We start from the raw sequence: 18,092 nt of genomic DNA, 5'->3' as shown, positions 1-18,092 counted from the left end.
TTTTTTTAATAAAACACTTCGAACAGACCTGTAAATTTATATTGCGTTAATACGTTAAATTTATAACCCAAATAGTATATCCTATTTTTTAAAAAGTATAATTACTAAACAACGATTCCAATGTTGAACATTTTCCCAAATAACAGTACGAATAAAATTTTTACGGCAGTTGTTTTCTGCTTGTCTTTTTCATCGGCTTTTGCCCAATATCCGGAAATTCCAAAAGAAGTTCAGGCTAAAACGGACGCAGTTCTAGCTAGTGAAGAAAAACGATTGGATGAAATATGGAAGAATGGTGCCGGCATTCTTAAAGAAGAAGCAAAACACGGCAGACCTTATTTGCCTTGGGCATCCTATCCCAAAGATTTTGTTCCTGCAGAAATTCCGGCATTTCCTGGAGCAGAAGGCGGTGGTGCATTTACCCAAGGAGGTAGAGGCGGAAAAATATTCGTGGTGACTAGTTTGGAAGACAGCGGTAAGGGAACCTTTAGGGAAGCTTGCGAAGCCGTGGGTGCGAGAATTGTCGTATTCAATGTTTCGGGAATTATTCGATTAAAAAACCGCATCAGTATGCGTGCGCCTTACATAACCATTGCGGGGCAAACTGCGCCAGGTGACGGAATATGTATCGCCGGAGAAACTTTGGAAATAGACACTCACGACGTTATCATCAGACACATGCGTTTTCGTAGAGGCGCCACCGATGTGGCTCGTAGAGACGATGCCCTTGGCGGAAATGTCATCGGGAATGTAATCATCGATCACTGTTCGGTAAGTTGGGGATTGGACGAAAATATATCCTTGTACAGACACCAGTTTAAAGCGAACGAAAAATCTACATTGGAGAAATTGCCGGCTGTAAATATTACGATTCAAAACACGATTTCTTCGGAAGGGATGGATACTTACAATCACGCTTTCGGGAGTACAATCGGCGGATTAAACAGTACCTTTATGAGAAATTTATGGGCTGATAATATTTCCAGAAATGCTTCAATTGGGATGTATGGGGATTTTAATTTTGTAAACAACGTGATATTCAATTGGTGGAACCGTTCTTTGGACGGTGGCGATTATCGTTCGTTGTTTAATATCATCAACAATTATTTCAAACCGGGGCCAATAACTCCAAAAGATGAGCCAATTCGTTACAGAATCTTGAAACCGGAATCGGGTTATATGGTACCCAAAACTTTTGGTAGAGCATACGTTTCCGGGAATTATATAGACGGAGTTCCTGAAGTTACTGCTGACAACTGGAATGGCGGTGTTCAATTGGAAAACCTTTCATTGGAACAATCCAAAGGATATTTGGAATTAATCAAACAGCCAAAACCATTCGAAATGCCTCATTTTAAAATAATGAAGGCAGAAGAAGCGTATGAATTTGTGTTGAACAATGTCGGGGCAACATTCCCAAAAAGAGATGCCGTTGACGAACGCATCATCAAACAGGTTCGAACCGGAAAAATTGAAGTAAAAGACGGATTGGAGAATGCCATCGGTAAAGAATATGTCAAAAGAAGATTGCCTGCCGATTCGTATAAAAAAGGAATCATAACGCATCCTGATCAAGTGGGCGGTTATCCGGAATACAAAGGAAAAGCCTATAAAGATTCGGATGCTGACGGAATTCCGGACAACTGGGAAACTAAATATGGCTTGAATCCAAAAGATGCCTCCGATGCCAACAAAGATTTGAACGGCGACGGTTACACCAATATCGAGAAATATTTTAACGGTATCGATCCAACCAAAAAAACAGATTGGTCGAAAGCAGAAAATAACACGGATACGTTATCGAAAATATTATTGCAATAGTTTTTTTTTAAGTTAGTTGATAAGACCTGATGGATTTAAAAACCTGTCAGGTCTAATTTAAAAAGAATAACCTAATTAAATAAAATTTAAAGTGAATTTTATTCAACTCAAAAATATAATAACAAAACAGGATATACTCGTTTTATCCTGTTTTGTTGTTTTCTTTAGTGCCAACATCTGTAAGGCACAAAACACATTTCCGGATATAGTCAAAACCAAGGAAGGTAAACTTTCTTTTACTGCGGACAGCAAGGGAAACCAAATTCCTGATTTTTCGTATGCCGGTTATATGGCTTCTGAAAAAGCGATTCCGAATCTGGAGAATAAAATTTTTGTTCCAAAACAGGAGGAAGATGCGACCCAAAAAATACAATCGGCAATTGATTATGTCAGCAATTTAAAACCGGACAAATCGGGTTTTCGCGGTGCGGTTCTTTTGGATAAAGGAATTTTCAAAATCATCGGAACTTTATACATCAAAAAATCTGGTGTGGTGTTGCGCGGAAGCGGAAATGCCGAAAACGGAACTGTTCTTTTGGGGACTGGATTGGAAAGAGAAGCTTTAGTTCGAGTTCTTGGTGTTGATGACAAAAAGTTAGGTGAAACTTTTGAATTCAACACGGCTTATACACCTCTTGGAACTCAAAAAATACAATTAAAAAATGCTTCCAAACTAAAAGTTTCAGACGAAATCATAATCAGCAAAGCTTTAACCGATAATTGGATTAAAGAATTGAAAATGGACGATTTTGGAGCAGAAACGGGTTGGATTGGTTGGAAAAAAAATGATTGGGACATCAGTTGGAACAGGGTCGTAACCAAAATTAACGGCAATGAAGTGACGTTAAACGCGCCATTGACAATGACTTTGGATGATGCTTACGGAACTGCAAAAGTGACCGTATATTCTTGGCCGGGACGAATTGAGCAAATCGGAATCGAAAATATTTTGATGAAATCGACTTATAATGCTTCGAATCCAAAAGACGAAGAACATCGTTGGCAAGCCATTAGCATAGAAAATACAAGAAACGCTTGGGTAAAACAGGTGAATTTCAAACATTTTGCAGGAGGAGCAGTTTCGTTATTAAAATCGGCACAACAAATTACCGTTGAAGATTGCATCGCAACCGAACCGATTTCTGAAATTGGCGGTTTCAGAAGACATACTTTTTATACCGAAGGACAGCAAACTTTGTTTCAACGCTGTTACTCCGAATACGGTTACCACGATTTTGCAGTGGGTGGATTTGGAACTACGGGTCCAAATGCTTTCGTGCAATGTGAATCGTTTATGCCTTTCAATAACAGTGGAGCCATTGGCAGTTGGGCTACGGGAGTGCTTTTCGATATTGCTTATATAGACGGGCAAGCCTTAAGTTATAACAACAGGGAACAAAATGGTAGAGGCGCAGGTTGGACTTCCGCTAATAGTGTAATTTGGGAAACTTCAGCAACTAAAATTGAATGTTATAATCCGCCAACGGCACAAAACTGGGCGTTCGGTACTTGGGGCGGAATTATGGCCGGTGATGGTCATTGGAAAGATGTAAACAATCACATTTCTCCAAGAAGTTTGTTTTATGCACAGTTGGAAAACAGACTCGGAAAACTTTCCTTCGATTCTCATATTTATGATTTAGGTTCAGAACCATCTTCAAGTCCTACAGTTGAAGTTGCAATGGAGTTAACCAAGAATTCTGTTGCTCCAAATAAAAGTTTAGTGGAATGGATTGCCGAAGTTTCAAAATCGAATGCAATTAACACGAATGCTTCTGGCCTTAAAAATGCCAACGATTTAAAAATAAATTCGACAATTGCCGACAATAAATCCAAAGTAATAACCCAAAAAGGTTGGCTTATTTATGACGGAAAGTTAATTGCAGGAAACCGATTGAGCGTGCCTTGGTGGCGAGGCAGTCTTAGGGACAGTGATGTGTCCAAAGCAGTGCCAGATGTCACAAGATTTGTTCCAGGCAGAGTGGGAACAGGATTGACCGATAATATCAACGAAGTGGTTGATTATTTGGAGGCAAATAATATGATCGCTTTGGAACACAATTACGGATTGTGGTATGAACGACGTATGGACGATCACGAGCGTGTTCGCCGTTTTGATGCAGATGTTTGGCCACCGTTCTATGAACAGCCGTTTGCCCGAAGTGGTAAAGATTTGGCTTGGGATCAATTGAGTAAATACGATTTGACAAAATTCAATGATTGGTATTGGAATCGTTTGGCCGAGTTTGCAAATTTGGCGGAAGCCAAAGGACAATTGTTGGTCAATCAACAATATTTTCAACATAATATTATAGAGGCAGGAGCGCATTGGTCAAGTTCACCTTGGCGTTCGGCCAATAACATCAACAGTACAGGTTTTCCGGAACCGCCACCGTATGCGGGAGACAAGCGTATTTTTATGGCGGAACAGTTTTATGATGTTACCAATTCCGTTAGAAAAAAATTGCACCAAGGGTTTATCCGTAAATCATTGGAAAACTTTCAGGACAACAGCAACGTAATCCAATTGACGAGTGCCGAATATACAGGACCACTTCACTTTATGCAATTTTGGTTGGATGAAGTCCAAAAATGGAAAACCGAAACAGGAAAAAACGGAATCATTGGTTTGAGTGCCACCAAAGACGTTCAGGATGCCATTTTGAACGATGCCAACAGGGCAAAAACAGTTGATGCGATTGACATTCGTTATTGGTATTACAAAGAAGACGGTTCGGCTTATGCTCCCGAAGGAGGACAAAATTTAGCGCCACGTCAACACGCTAGAAAATTGAAAACCGGAAAAGAAACCGATGACCAAGTGTATCGTGCCGTTCGTGAATATCGAGAAAAATATCCGGAAAAAGTAGTCTTGTACTCTACCGATGGTTCTTCGAGATTTGGATGGTCAGTGTTGATGGCGGGAGGTTCTTTGCCAAATATTCCAAAAATAGAGCTTCCAGCATTCTATTCTGAAATTAGCGGTATGAAATTTGTTAATGGAAACACGTTTTCGGATGCTGTTTGGAAGCTCGAAAACAAAGGGAAGGCCTATCTTTTTTATGCGAAGAATTCCCAGGATATTTCAATTGACCTTGATGCGGATAAAGGAGATTTCGATGTTTATTCAATAAATGCAACCACGGGAAGCGTTTCGAAAAATACAATTATCAAAGGCGGAAAAACGATTGTAATTCCAGCTTCTGAAGTGAAGGAAAAAGTATTGTTCATAGTGAAGAAAAATTAGAAACAGATTACACGGATAACAAAATCGGTGGGGTCTGCGTGAAAAAATAAAATCATAATCCAAAATAAAACAAAATGAATCTGAAAATTAAATATTTATACGCCCTTTGTATAAGCTTTATGTTTACAGCACAAAGCGGATTTTCGCAATCCAAAAATTTGCCAAATCTTAAAGTTTCCAAAAACCAACACTATTTTGTTACCGAAGATGGAAAACCATTTTTCTGGTTGGGAGATACAGGTTGGCTGACCTTTGGTAAATTAGACAGAGCAGGGGTAGATACCTATTTTCAGAATCGAAAGGCTAAAGGATTCAACGTAGTTCAGGTGATGGTTTTGCATAACATCAATGCTGTCAATGTATATGGAGATAAAGCGTTGGTAAATGAGGACGTTTCAAAACCGATAACAACTCCAGGCAATAATTTCAATAACAAGGAAGAATACGATTATTGGGATCACGTGGATTACGCTTTGGAAGTGGCCCAAAAAAATGGAATTTATGTAGCGATGGTACCCGTTTGGGGAACTAATATTACTAGTGCTAAAAGCAAAGTAACGAAAGCGGATGTTGAAAAATACGCCAAATTTTTAGCAGACAGATATAAAAACAGAACCAATGTGATTTGGCTGAATGGCGGCGATACCTACGGAGATAAATTTCAAGACATTTGGAATGCCATCGGAAGTACTTTAAAAACCAGTAATCCAAATCAGCTGGTAACTTTCCACCCATTCGGAAGAACCGATTCTTCAGAGAATTATCATAATGCAAGCTGGTTGGATTTCAATATGTTCCAATCGGGTCACAGAAGATACGACCAAGATACATTGCCAAATTCTTTCAAAGAAGATAATTACAAATTCGTTCAAAGAGATTTGACTTTAAAACCAATAAAACCCACTTTGGACGGCGAGCCATCTTACGAGGGAATTCCACACGGTTTACACGACACTTTGCAACCATTATGGAAAGCAAGCGACGTGAGACGTTATGGGTATTGGTCTGTTTTTGCTGGAGCTGCCGGTTATACTTACGGGCATAATGCCGTGATGCAAATGTTCAAAAAAGGAGACAAACCGGCTTACGGAAATAAACTATTATGGAATGACGCCATCAATGCGCCGGGTGCAGGACAAATGGTTTACATCAAAAAACTGATGTTGGAATTTCCTTATTTGGAAAGAGTTCCGGACCAATCCTTAATCGCCAATCAAGGGGAAAAATACGATTATTTGATTGCCACCAAAGGAAAAAATTACGCTTTGATTTATACTTATACAGGCAGAAAAATTGCCGTGAATATGGGTAAAATCGCAGGTGATAAAGTAACCGCAAGTTGGTACAACCCAAGCAACGGACAAAAAACCAAGATTGGAATTTTTGATAACAAAGGGATAAAAGAATTCCAGCCTTCCGGCAAAAAAGAAGACGGAAACGATTGGGTTTTAATTCTAGCATCAAACAAATAAAAATCGGTGTTAATCCGTTTAATCTGTGAAATCTGTGGCCCAAAATTATCTATTTGTGGCAAAAAACAACAACTATGAAAATCAAAAATATCATAATATTACTCTTCTTCATCACAGGACTAAATACCGCTTTGGCAAATGACGGCTGGTTGAATATCCTAAACGAAGGCGGAAACAACAAAGGCATAAAATGCACCGAAGCCATTCAGGGCGCCATCGAAAAAGCGTCTAAAAACGGAGGCGGAACCATCTTTTTTCCTGCAGGCGAATATTTAACTGGAGCTTTAAAACTAAAAAGCAACATTACAATCCATTTGGATTCAGGAGCACTTTTGAAATTCTCGGAGAATTTCGATGACTACCTTCCGTATGTGGAAATGCGTTACGAAGGAATCGTGATGCAGTCATTCTCCCCATTATTTTATGCGAAAGACGTCGAAAATATCACCATCAAAGGAAGAGGCGTAATCGACGGACAAGGAAAAGCGTGGTGGAATGAAGTGTACCGAATTGAAACTGCCAAAGGTCCAATTCCGGAAACCAAATACCAAAAAATGTGGACCGAGCAAAACAAAGGAATTGTCTATGAGCCTTACTACAAAAGAACAATTGACAAACACTTTTTTAGACCTTCTTTTTTCCAGGCCTACAATTGCAAGAATATTTTAATCGAAGGCGTAACCTTCAAAAATTCCCCTTTCTGGACGATAAATCCTGAATTCTGCGACAATGTAACCGTAACTGGAATTACAATCAACAATCCGCATTCGCCAAACACAGACGGAATCAACCCTTCGTCCTGCACCAACGTTCATATTTCAAACTGTCACATCAGCGTGGGCGACGACTGTATTACCATCAAATCGGGCAGGGATGCAGACGGCCGTAAATACGGAAAAGCAACCGAAAATGTTACGATTACCAATTGTACCATGTTAAGTGGTCACGGTGGTGTCGTTATCGGAAGCGAAATGTCGGGCGGAATCAAAAAAATCACCATTTCCAACTGCGTTTTTGACGGAACCGATCGTGGAATCCGTATCAAAGCCGCTCGCGGAAGAGGTGGTGTTGTCGAAGACATTCGCGTGGACAATATCGTTATGAAAAACATCAAGGAAGAAGCCATTATTCTGGACTTGTTCTATGATAAAGACAATGCAGTGGAGCCCGTTACAGAGCGAACACCAATTTTCAGAAACATTCACATCAGCAATGTTACGGGTGGAAATGTAAACAAAGCCGGATTTGTTCGCGGAATTTCTGAAATGCCAATCCAGAACATATCTTTTTCGAATATCAATATGGATGGCAAAGAAGGTTTTACGGTAATTACGGCGTCAGATGTTGAGTTTCACGATGTTAAAGTGAATGCAACACTGGGTTCCTCTTTTAAAATCTCCGATGCCAAGAACCTCATTTTGGATAACGTGGGTTCTTCAACACCGATTAAAGGAATCCCGGTTATCAAAATCGATAATGCTTCAAACATTATGATCAACAATAATTTTCCATTCAACACCACCGATATTTTTATCGAAGCCGATGGAAAAGAAACCAAGAATATTTTTCTGAAAAACAACGTTTTCAACAACGTAACAACGACCGTTAAAAAAGGAAAAGACTTGGACAAAAAAGCAATCGTAGAATAATTACAATGAAAAAAATATTCTTGACCATTTGCATAGCCATTTGTGCTGTAAGCTATTCCCAGAAAAAAAAGGAAATTTTCCTTTTCACTTCTTTCAGGGAACCCGCTACAGAAGGTTTGTATTTGGCATATAGCGAAGACGGTTACAATTGGAAAGGTTTGGAAGGATCATTCCTAAAACCCGAGACTGGTGCCAGCAAAATAATGCGTGACCCATCCATCACAAAAGGCGCAGACGGAACCTATCATATGGTCTGGACAACCGACTGGAAAGGCGGAAACGGTTTTGGATATGCCAGTTCCAAAGACCTGATTCATTGGTCAAAACAGGAATACATTCCCGTAATGAAACACGAACCCGAAGTCGTAAACGTTTGGGCACCCGAAATTTTTTATGACGATGTCAAAAAAGAATACATTATTATCTGGGCATCAACAATCCCATTCCGATTCGAAAAAGGTTTAGAAGATGAAAAAAACAATCACCGAATGTATTATGTAACCACCAAAGATTTCAAAACCTTTTCGGAGACGAAATTGTATTACGAACCCGGTTTCAGCGTGATTGATTGTGTGATTGTCAAAAAAAGCAAAAAAGAGTATGTTTTGGTTTTAAAAGACAACACCAGACCTATGCGAAATATCAAAGTAGCTTTCGGGAAATCGCCTTTGGGACCATTTGCAAAAAGTTCAGAACCCTTGACTGCTTATTTATCGGAAGGGCCAACGGTGGTGAAAGTCGGGAAAAAATGGTTGCTGTATTATGACAATTACGGATCGAAAAATTACAAAGCCTTAAGCACTTCCGATTTTGTGCATTTCGAAGATGTGTCTTCCAAAATCAGCCTTCCCGAAGGACACAAACACGGAACAATAACAACAATTTCGTCAGCCGTTCTAAAAGGATTAATAGAAAAGAAATAAATTAATGCCACGGATTTCAAAGATTAAAAGGATTAAAAACCTGCTCGATCTGCCAAATCTGCGTGAAAAAATAGACAAGCAAATTCAAGAAAGAATCTGTGAAAATCTGTGAAATCTGTGGCAAAAAAACAAAAGCAATGATTGCATTTAAAAACATAAAAACCAATATCGTAACAGCAACAGCCATTTTGTTAAGCTGTGTCGCAGTCAATTCGGCGCAAGCCCAACAAGACACAATACGATATACAGGCAAAACACTTTCCAATGTCGATTACCACCACGGGCAATTGAGTCCTGCAGTTGGAGTTCACGCCACACAAATTATGCGCGCCAGCCGTGAACATCCTGAAAAAGCAGATGGATTTGGCTGGACTTACAACCACCAGTCGATGATGGCGTATTGGAACAATACTTTTTATCTACATTATTTAAGTGACCCATCCGGAGAACACATTCCGCCGGGACAAACATTTTTGATGACATCCAAAGACGGAGAGATTTGGACAAAACCTATTGTGCTTTTTCCGATTTACCGTGTTCCTGACGGATTCAAAAAAGAAGGCGTGGAAGGCGTTGCCAAAAACCTAGATGCCGTGATGCACCAACGAATGGGATTCTATGTCTCATCAGATAAGAGATTACTGGCAACCGGTTATTATGGAGTTGCTTTAGATAAAAAAGACGATCCCAACGACGGAAAAGGAATTGGACGTGTCGTTCGTGAAATCTACAAAGACGGAACGTATGGTCCAATTTATTTTATCAGATACAATAAAACCGGAAACCCGTTGCCAACCACATTTCCGTTTTATACCAAAAGCAAAGACAAAAAATTCATCAAAGCCTGCGATGAGCTGATGTCAAAACCTTTACTGATGCAACAATGGGTTGAAGAAGCTGATCGTGATGATGAATTAATTCCGTTAAAAAAACAGTACAAAGCATTTAATTATTACCATTTACCCAACGGAAACGTAGTCGGTTTATGGAAATTTGCTTTGACATCTTTAAGTAAAGACGAAGGCAAAACCTGGGAATACACGCCATTAAGAGCACCGGGATTTGTAAACAGCAATGCCAAAATCTGGGGACAAAGAACCTCGGATAATCGTTATGCAACCGTCTACAATCCATCAGAATACCGTTGGCCATTGGCGATTTCAACCAGTGACGACGGACTGAATTATAAAGATTTATTATTGGTTCACGGCGAAGTCAGCCCGATGCGGTATGGAGGGAACTACAAATCTGCGGGGCCACAATACGTTCGCGGAATAAACGAAGGAGATGGAACTCCGCCCGATGGAAAACTTTGGGTAAGTTACAGCGTCAACAAAGAAGACATTTGGGTGGCATCTGTACCCGTTCCTGTGACCAGCGAAGTCAAAGAAAACGCTAACGACGTGTTCAACGATTTGCCAAACGGAGAAGAATTAAAATTATGGAACACCTACGATTTGTCCTGGGCTTCCACAAAAATCGAAAAGAAAGCGGATGGAAAAAAATGGCTGACCTTAAGAGATCAGGACTTTTTTGATTATTCCCGAGCCGAGCGTGTGATTCCGTTTGCACAAAAAATGGAAGCGACTTTTACCGTAAAACCCGAGCAAAACAATCACGGATTATTACAGGTGGAATTTCAAAACAAACAAGGACTTCCTGCAATCCGTATCGTTTTCGATTCGGATGGAGAAATAAAAGTAAAACACGGAGCCCGTCACGGCGGAATTGGGAAATACGAAGCCGGAAAAGAATATAAGATTACAGTCAAATTGGATGTGACTTCCCGTTCATACACTGTTAAAGTGAATGACGGCAAAGAAACCAACAAAATATTTTATGCTCCGGTTGACGGAATTTCAAGAATAATGTTCCGCACAGGCGATCAGCGTTACACACCAAATGCAGACACAGAACCAGACACACCAGATTTTACCGATTTACCGAATACAGGAAAATTAATTCCCGAAGCGGTATTTAATATTCAGTCATTGGTCACAAAGAAATTATAAGATTGAAATATTTAAAGATTAAAAAATAAATCTGCCCAATCTGCTGAATCTGCGTGCAAAAATAAAATATGAATAATTTAAAAAAAATAGTATTCCTCTTTTGTCTTCTGATAACTTTCATTTCAAATGGACAGATTTCTGCTGTGCAATTAAGATGCGAAATGACAAAAAATCCATTGGCAGTAAACACAACTCAACCAAGATTGAGCTGGCAATTGGTTTCAAAACAGCAGAATGTTACACAATCTGCCTATCAAATTTTAGTAGCTTCATCAGAAGAAAAATTAAATAAAAATGAAGGAGATATCTGGAACAGCGGAAAAACAGTTTCCAATAAAAACCTTCAAATAACTTACAGCGGAACTCCATTAAAAAACGAAACGAAATATTTCTGGAAAGTAAAAGTCTGGAATCAAAAAGACAAATCTTCCAGTTGGAGTAAAACAGCTTCTTTCAGAATTGCACCTTTAGTATTAAATCCAATGTGGATTGGTGCGATTACCAAAGCCGACAGCCATTTACCGGAAGGTAGAAATTACCATACAGCCACTTTCAACAGACAGAAAAAAGACGCTTTGATCAATGCTTCGGATTCATTGTCGCGCAGAAGTATTATGTTGCGTAAGCCTTTCGAAGTAAAAAAAGAAATAAAAGAAGCCGTAGTTTACATTTCAGGTTTAGGGCATTATGAACTGACGATTAACGGAAAGAAAATCGGCAATAGTGAATTTGCCCCTTTGTGGACAGATTACGACAAAACCGTTAATTTCAATACTTATGAATTGAATGCGAAGGAACTCCAAAACGGAGAAAATGTAATTGGAGTGCTTTTAGGAAACGGAATGTACAACACGCTTGCCGAACGCTATTCGAAATTTTATGTAAGTTTTGGTCCACCGACTTTATTTTTCAAAATGAAAGTGATTTATAAAGACGGTTCCGAAGATATTATAAAATCGGATGAAAGCTGGAAGTATAGCAAAAGCCCGATTACTTACAATAGTATTTTTGGAGGCGAAGATTACAATGCTAATTTAGAACAAAAAGGCTGGAACCAAACGGGTTTCAATGATTCGACCTGGAAAAAAGTAGTTGTTCAGGAGGCTCCAAAAGGAGTTTTAAGAGCGCAGACGACAACACCAGTTACGATCCAGAAACGATATGATGTAAAAGAAGCAAAAGAACTGAAACCTAACCTTTTTATTTTCAATATGGGTCAGAACCTATCCGGATTTACAACCATAAAAGTCAAAGGAAAAAAAGGTCAGATTGTTCGTGTATGGGTTGGTGAAAGTCTGAACGAAGATGGAACAGTGAGTCAGGGAAAAACGGGGAAGCCTTACTATTACGATTATACCTTAAAAGGAGAAGGCATTGAAGAATGGCAACCCAAATTCAGTTTTTACGGTTATCAGTACGTTCAGATTGAAAACATCAATTACAAGAAAATCAAGGACGAAAAACTTCCGACGCTTGTCGATTTAAAATCAAATTTCATTTACAATTCGGCAGGAGAAGCAGGAACTTTTGAGTCTTCCAATGATATTTTCAATAAAACTCATTTGTTGATTAATAACGCCATTAAAAGTAATTTTCAAAGTGTTTTCACCGATTGCCCACAACGTGAAAAATTAGGCTGGCTAGAAGAAATTCATTTGAACGGACCAGGTTTGATGTTCAATTACAATCTGGAAAGTTTTATTCCTGCAACGATGCAGAACATTGAAGATTCGCAACGTGACAACGGATTAATTCCGACCATCGTTCCCGAATATGTAGTTTTTGGAGGTGACTTTACTGATTCACCGGAATGGGGAGTTACAGGTGTAATTCTGCCGTGGATGTATTACGAATATTACGGCGACGCTTCGTTAATCGAAAAATATTATCCGGTAATGAAAAGATATGTGGATTATTTAGGAACCAAAGCCACCAGTCATATTGTTTCCCACGGATTGGGCGATTGGTACGATTACGGAACACATCCGGCGGGTTATTCCAAAAACAGTCCGATTGCACTTTCGGCCACTTCTCATTATTTTTATGGAGCAAGTTTATTGGCAAAAGCTTCCAAATTATTGAATAAAACAGAAGATATTGCGAAGTATGAAAAGCTGACTTCGGATATCAAAAACGCTTTCAACAAAGAGTTTTTCAACAAAGAAACCAAACAATACGGAACCAGCAGTCAATTCAGTAACGCTGTTCCTGTTTTTATGGATATTGTAGAACCGCAATACAAACAGGCGGTGATGCAGAATTTACTGAATGACATCAAAGAAAAAGGCGACCGACTGACAACCGGCGATGTTGGAAACCGCTACTTATTTCAGGCTTTGGCACGAAACGGCGAAAACGAAACGATGTACAAAATGAACAATCATTACGATGCGCCGGGTTATGGATTTCAGATTAAATTTGGACTAACGACTCTAACCGAACAATGGGATCCGCGAAAAGGAAATTCGTGGAATCATTTTATGATGGGACAAATCGAAGAATGGTTTTACCAAAGTCTGGCCGGAATTGTTCCCGATCCTGAAAACCCCGGTTTTAAACATTTCTTTATTCAGCCGGAAATCGTGGGCGATATGACTTTTGTAAAAGCAACGTACCAATCCATTTACGGAAATATTGCTTCGGCCTGGGAGAAAACAGACGGAAAATTAATCCTGAAAGTGGAGATTCCAGCGAATACTTCAGCGACCATAAAATTGCCAATCGCAAAGAACTCAGAAATTAAAGTCAACGGAAAACTGACTAAAGATTTGAAATTAGGATCCGGAAAATATACAATAGAATGCAAAATATAAGATTTAAAATGACTACAATTAAAAACATATTTTTTGCCTTACTGGTTTCAATCTTTGGATTGACGCTTGCAAACGGGCAATGCACATCGGATACGAATTTCAGAAAACCGGTTACGGAAACAATAAAAAATATCGAAACCATTTTCAAAATCACCATAATTGACGACAGAGGTTTGCTGAAAGGAAAAGAACTCGATTACGCCGATTGGAGAATTGAACAAGGCAATCTGGAAGTTTCTCTGGCCAATGTTTTGGTTCCTTTCGAATTGACATATTTCAAACAGCCGGACGGAAAATACCAAATCCGAAAATATGAAAACCATAAAGTTTCAGTCGATAAAGGGAAAGAGCGTTTGGATTATTTAACCACTTTATATTCCAATGTTTCCGATTGGGAAAAACGAAAAAAAGAAATAAAAGCCTGTATGATCACGTCATTTGGTTTGGACAAAGCACCGCCAATGCCTAAATCAAAACCAATCTTAACGCAAAAAAGAATTTATAAAGATTACAGCGTCGAGAACATCGCTTTAGAAATTCTGCCAGGCGTTTACACAACAGGATCTATTTACAAACCCTATCCGCTAAACAAAAAATCGGCAATTATCTTAACGCCCGACGGACATTTCGGCGACGGAAGATACCGTAAAGACGAGCAGTACCGTTGTGCCATAATGGCGAAAATGGGCGCCATTGTTGTGAGTTACGATTTATTTGCCTGGGGCGAATCCCTATTGCAATTCCCCGAAGAAACGCACCGAAACAGCATCGCCTCAACCGTTCAGGTGTTGAGCGGAATCCGTTTATTGGATTATTTGTCCACCATAAAAAATGCGGATATTTCAAGAGTTGGTGTTACCGGCGGTTCCGGCGGAGGCTCGCACACGATGTTTCTGTCCGCTTTAGACGATCGAATCACGGTTTCGGCTCCCGTGGTGATGGTTTCTTCGCATTTTTCGGGCGGTTGCCCTTGCGAGAGCGGTCGCGGAATCCACCTTTGCGGAAACGGAACCAACAATGCCGAAATCTCGGCAATGATGGCGCCAAAACCACAATTAATTGTTTCAGACGGAAAAGACTGGACACTGGCCGTTCCCGAATTGGAATTCCCTTTTATCCAAAGAACTTACGAACTCTACGGCAAAAAAAATCTGGTAGAAAATGCCCATTTTGCTAAGGAAGGTCACGATTTTGGAGTTTCAAAGCGTATGGCGTTGTACCCGTTTATGGCGAAATATTTAGGTCTGGACTTAAAGAAAGTACAAAATGAAAAAGGCGAAATCGACGAGTCAACCTGCGTGATTGAGCCTTACGATAAATTATATGTTTTTGGCAACAAAGCCGAAAATCTGCCGAAAAACGCATTAAAAGATATTGACAAATTATATGAAATGTTTGGAGAAAAAAATCTGAAAGTGTATGAAGTCAAGAAGTAATAGTCGGGCTATCCGCGCTACTTCGGTAGCCAGCTTCAAACGAAGTTCACTGAACTCCGATGAAAATAAAAGTTAAGTGAAGTAATCCCTCACGCACTCTGGTACTCAAGAACATTTGTCTTTTGATTAAAAATTTAGAATAAAAAATATGAACTTAATAATTGATTAACCAACAATAATCAGCTATTAACCATCAACTACAAGCTATGAAGTTAAAAAGTAAAATAACAGCGATCTGTTTCGGAATTGTTTCCTTCGCCTCAACAGCGCAAACCAAAACCGAACTAAAATTGTGGTACGACAAACCTGCCACCATCTGGAACGAAGCTTTGCCATTGGGTAACGGCCGTTTGGGTGCGATGGTTTTTGGAGATCCCGCAGTGGAGCGTTTGCAATTGAACGAAGAAACCATTTGGGCAGGTTCGCCAAACAGCAACGCGCATACCAAATCAATCGAGGCTTTGCCAAAAGTAAGACAATTAGTTTTTGAGGGGAAATTCGATGAAGCACAGGCTTTGGCGACACAGGATATTATGTCGCAAACCAACGACGGAATGCCGTACCAGACTTTCGGAAGTGCTTATATTTCGTTTCCCGGACATCAAAAATATACCAATTATTACCGTGATTTGGATATCGAAAACGCTACGGCAAAAGTAAAATACACGGTAAACGGAGTAGAATTTACCAGAGAAATATTGACTTCGTTTTCAGATCAGGTGATTGTGGTAAAATTGTCGGCAAGTCAGCCGGGACAGATTACAGCGAATGTTTTTATGAACAGCCCGATTGACAAAACCGTTCCATCAACGGAAGGGAATCAAATAATCCTTTCGGGAGTTGGAACTAATTTCGAAAACGTAAAAGGAAAGGTGAAATTTCAGGGACGAATCGAAGCTAAAAATAAAGGCGGTGAAGTTTCGGCAAGCAACGGAATCCTAATCATCAACAAAGCCGATGAGGTAACGCTTTATATTTCGATTGCGACCAATTTCAAAAACTATCAGGACATTACCGAAGACGAAGTAGCAAAGAGCAAATCGTATTTAGAAAAAGCTTTACCGAAAAGTTTTGATGCAATCAAAAAAGCACACGTTGCTTATTACCAAAAATTCTTCAATAGAGTGGCTTTGGATTTAGGTTCAAACGATGCCATCAAAAAACCAACAAACGAAAGAATCCGTGATTTCAAAAATCAATTCGATCCGCAATTGGCAAGTTTGTATTTCCAATTTGGACGTTATTTGTTGATTTCGAGTTCACAGCCGGGCGGTCAGCCTGCGAATTTACAGGGAATCTGGAACGATATGGTAACTCCGCCCTGGGATTCAAAATACACAACCAACATCAACGCCGAGATGAATTATTGGCCTGCAGAAGTAACCAATCTTTCCGAAATGCACGAGCCTTTTATCCAAATGGCAAAAGAATTAAGCGTCACGGGAGCAGTAACGGCAAAAACGATGTACAATGCCAACGGCTGGGTTTTACATCACAACACGGATATCTGGCGCGTAACCGCTCCGGTTGATTCGGCCGCGTCAGGAATGTGGCCAACGGGTGGTGCCTGGGTTTCGCAGGATTTATGGGAACGCTATTTGTACACAGGTGATATCAATTATTTAAAAGAAATTTATCCGATTATTAAAGGATCTGCTGATTTCTTTTTGGATTTTATGATTACCGATCCAAATACAGGTTATTTGGTAGTGGTGCCATCGAGTTCTCCTGAAAACACACACGCTGGCGGAACCGGAAAATCGACTATTGCTTCGGGAACTACTATGGACAATCAGTTGGTTTTTGATTTGTTTTCGAATGTGATTAAAGCTTCGAAATTGGTTGCTCCGGATGAAAATTATACTAAAAAATTAAGTGACGCTTTGGCTAAAATGCCTCCGATGAAAATCGGAAAACACAGTCAGTTACAGGAATGGCAGGACGATTGGGATAATCCAAAAGACAATCACCGACACGTTTCCCATTTGTACGGCTTGTTTCCGAGTAATCAGATTTCGCCAATCAAAACACCAGAATTATTTGAAGGGGCCAAACAATCCTTAATTTACAGAACAGATGAATCGACAGGCTGGTCAATGGGGTGGAAAGTGAATTTATGGGCAAGATTGTTAGACGGAAATCACGCCTACAAACTGATTCAGGATCAATTGCATTTGGTTACGGCTGATCAAAAAAAAGGTGGCGGAACCTACCCAAATATGCTTGATGCCCACCAACCGTTTCAGATTGACGGTAATTTTGGATGCACGGCAGGAATCGCCGAAATGCTGATGCAGAGTCAGGAAGATGCGATTCATTTATTGCCTGCGTTGCCAACGGTCTGGAAAGACGGAAGCATCAAAGGTTTGGTAACAAGAGGCGGATTTGTAATTGATATGACCTGGAAAAACAATAAAGTTTCGACTTTGAAAGTGTACTCAAAATTAGGAGGAAACTGCCGATTGAAATTGGAAAACACCTTAAAAGCTGATAAAGGAATTGTGCTTAAAAAAGCAAAAGGGAAAAACCCGAATCCGTTGTTTTATGATGTTGAAGTAAAGAAACCGATTATTTCTAAAGAAGCTAAATTGCCTAAAGTAAAATTGCCGAAGTATAATGAATATGATGTGGAGATGAAAGCTGGGCAGACTTATAGTTTTTCGGCGAATTAAAAAAAGGACACGAATTCCACGAATTGTTTATTTTGAAATTAACTGTA

General features: G+C 39.6%; 9 protein-coding genes. All 9 read left to right on the top strand.

Annotated elements, in window-relative coordinates; genetic code table 11:
* Positions 1 to 120: 120 nt before the first annotated feature.
* The 9 genes from BUC16_RS00960 (at position 121) to BUC16_RS00920 (ending at position 18,045) form a co-directional block, all read left to right on the top strand.
* Positions 121 to 1,821, top strand: coding sequence for a pectate lyase family protein (locus BUC16_RS00960; protein ID WP_073367253.1), 1,701 nt, complete (start codon positions 121 to 123; stop codon positions 1,819 to 1,821).
* 91 nt (positions 1,822 to 1,912) lie between these two features.
* On the top strand, positions 1,913 to 5,068 hold the full coding sequence (locus BUC16_RS00955) for a DUF6298 domain-containing protein (protein WP_073367251.1): 3,156 nt from the start codon (positions 1,913 to 1,915) through the stop codon (positions 5,066 to 5,068).
* A gap of 74 nt (positions 5,069 to 5,142) precedes the next feature.
* On the top strand, positions 5,143 to 6,540 hold the full coding sequence (locus BUC16_RS00950) for a glycoside hydrolase family 140 protein (protein WP_073367249.1): 1,398 nt from the start codon (positions 5,143 to 5,145) through the stop codon (positions 6,538 to 6,540).
* Between the two features lie 74 nt (positions 6,541 to 6,614).
* Complete coding sequence (locus BUC16_RS00945; protein WP_073367248.1) at positions 6,615 to 8,189, top strand: glycoside hydrolase family 28 protein; 1,575 nt, start codon at positions 6,615 to 6,617, stop codon at positions 8,187 to 8,189.
* Between the two features lie 5 nt (positions 8,190 to 8,194).
* Positions 8,195 to 9,112, top strand: a complete 918-nt coding sequence (locus BUC16_RS00940; protein WP_073367246.1) for a glycoside hydrolase family 43 protein — start codon at positions 8,195 to 8,197, stop codon at positions 9,110 to 9,112.
* Between the two features lie 137 nt (positions 9,113 to 9,249).
* A complete protein-coding gene (locus BUC16_RS00935) occupies positions 9,250 to 11,124 on the top strand; it encodes a six-hairpin glycosidase (RefSeq protein WP_073367245.1) in 1,875 nt (624 codons plus the stop codon).
* Between the two features lie 68 nt (positions 11,125 to 11,192).
* On the top strand, positions 11,193 to 13,937 hold the full coding sequence (locus BUC16_RS00930) for a glycoside hydrolase family 78 protein (RefSeq protein ID WP_073367243.1): 2,745 nt from the start codon (positions 11,193 to 11,195) through the stop codon (positions 13,935 to 13,937).
* 8 nt (positions 13,938 to 13,945) lie between these two features.
* Positions 13,946 to 15,373, top strand: a complete 1,428-nt coding sequence (locus BUC16_RS00925) for an acetylxylan esterase (protein WP_244534314.1) — start codon at positions 13,946 to 13,948, stop codon at positions 15,371 to 15,373.
* A 206-nt stretch (positions 15,374 to 15,579) separates the two neighbouring features.
* Positions 15,580 to 18,045 (top strand): glycoside hydrolase family 95 protein, encoded by a 2,466-nt coding sequence (locus tag BUC16_RS00920; protein ID WP_073367241.1) that lies wholly within the window; start codon positions 15,580 to 15,582, stop codon positions 18,043 to 18,045.
* The last annotated feature ends 47 nt before the right edge of the window (positions 18,046 to 18,092 follow it).

The sequence above is a fragment of the Flavobacterium fluvii genome (assembly GCF_900129545.1).
Lineage (GTDB): Bacteria > Bacteroidota > Bacteroidia > Flavobacteriales > Flavobacteriaceae > Flavobacterium > Flavobacterium fluvii.
The sequence above is the reverse complement of the archived record's forward strand: the minus strand, read 5'-3'. Positions and strand labels throughout refer to the sequence as shown.

Bases quoted from the DNA above. Each gene is read 5' to 3' on its own strand.
- BUC16_RS00945 (WP_073367248.1), top strand. From the start codon at position 6,615: ATGAAAATCAAAAATATCATAATATTACTCTTCTTCATCACAGGACTA.
- BUC16_RS00950 (WP_073367249.1), top strand. From the start codon at position 5,143: ATGAATCTGAAAATTAAATATTTATACGCCCTTTGTATAAGCTTTATG.
- BUC16_RS00960 (WP_073367253.1), top strand. From the start codon at position 121: ATGTTGAACATTTTCCCAAATAACAGTACGAATAAAATTTTTACGGCA.
- BUC16_RS00930 (WP_073367243.1), top strand. From the start codon at position 11,193: ATGAATAATTTAAAAAAAATAGTATTCCTCTTTTGTCTTCTGATAACT.
- BUC16_RS00920 (WP_073367241.1), top strand. From the start codon at position 15,580: ATGAAGTTAAAAAGTAAAATAACAGCGATCTGTTTCGGAATTGTTTCC.
- BUC16_RS00925 (WP_244534314.1), top strand. From the start codon at position 13,946: ATGACTACAATTAAAAACATATTTTTTGCCTTACTGGTTTCAATCTTT.
- BUC16_RS00940 (WP_073367246.1), top strand. From the start codon at position 8,195: ATGAAAAAAATATTCTTGACCATTTGCATAGCCATTTGTGCTGTAAGC.
- BUC16_RS00935 (WP_073367245.1), top strand. From the start codon at position 9,250: ATGATTGCATTTAAAAACATAAAAACCAATATCGTAACAGCAACAGCC.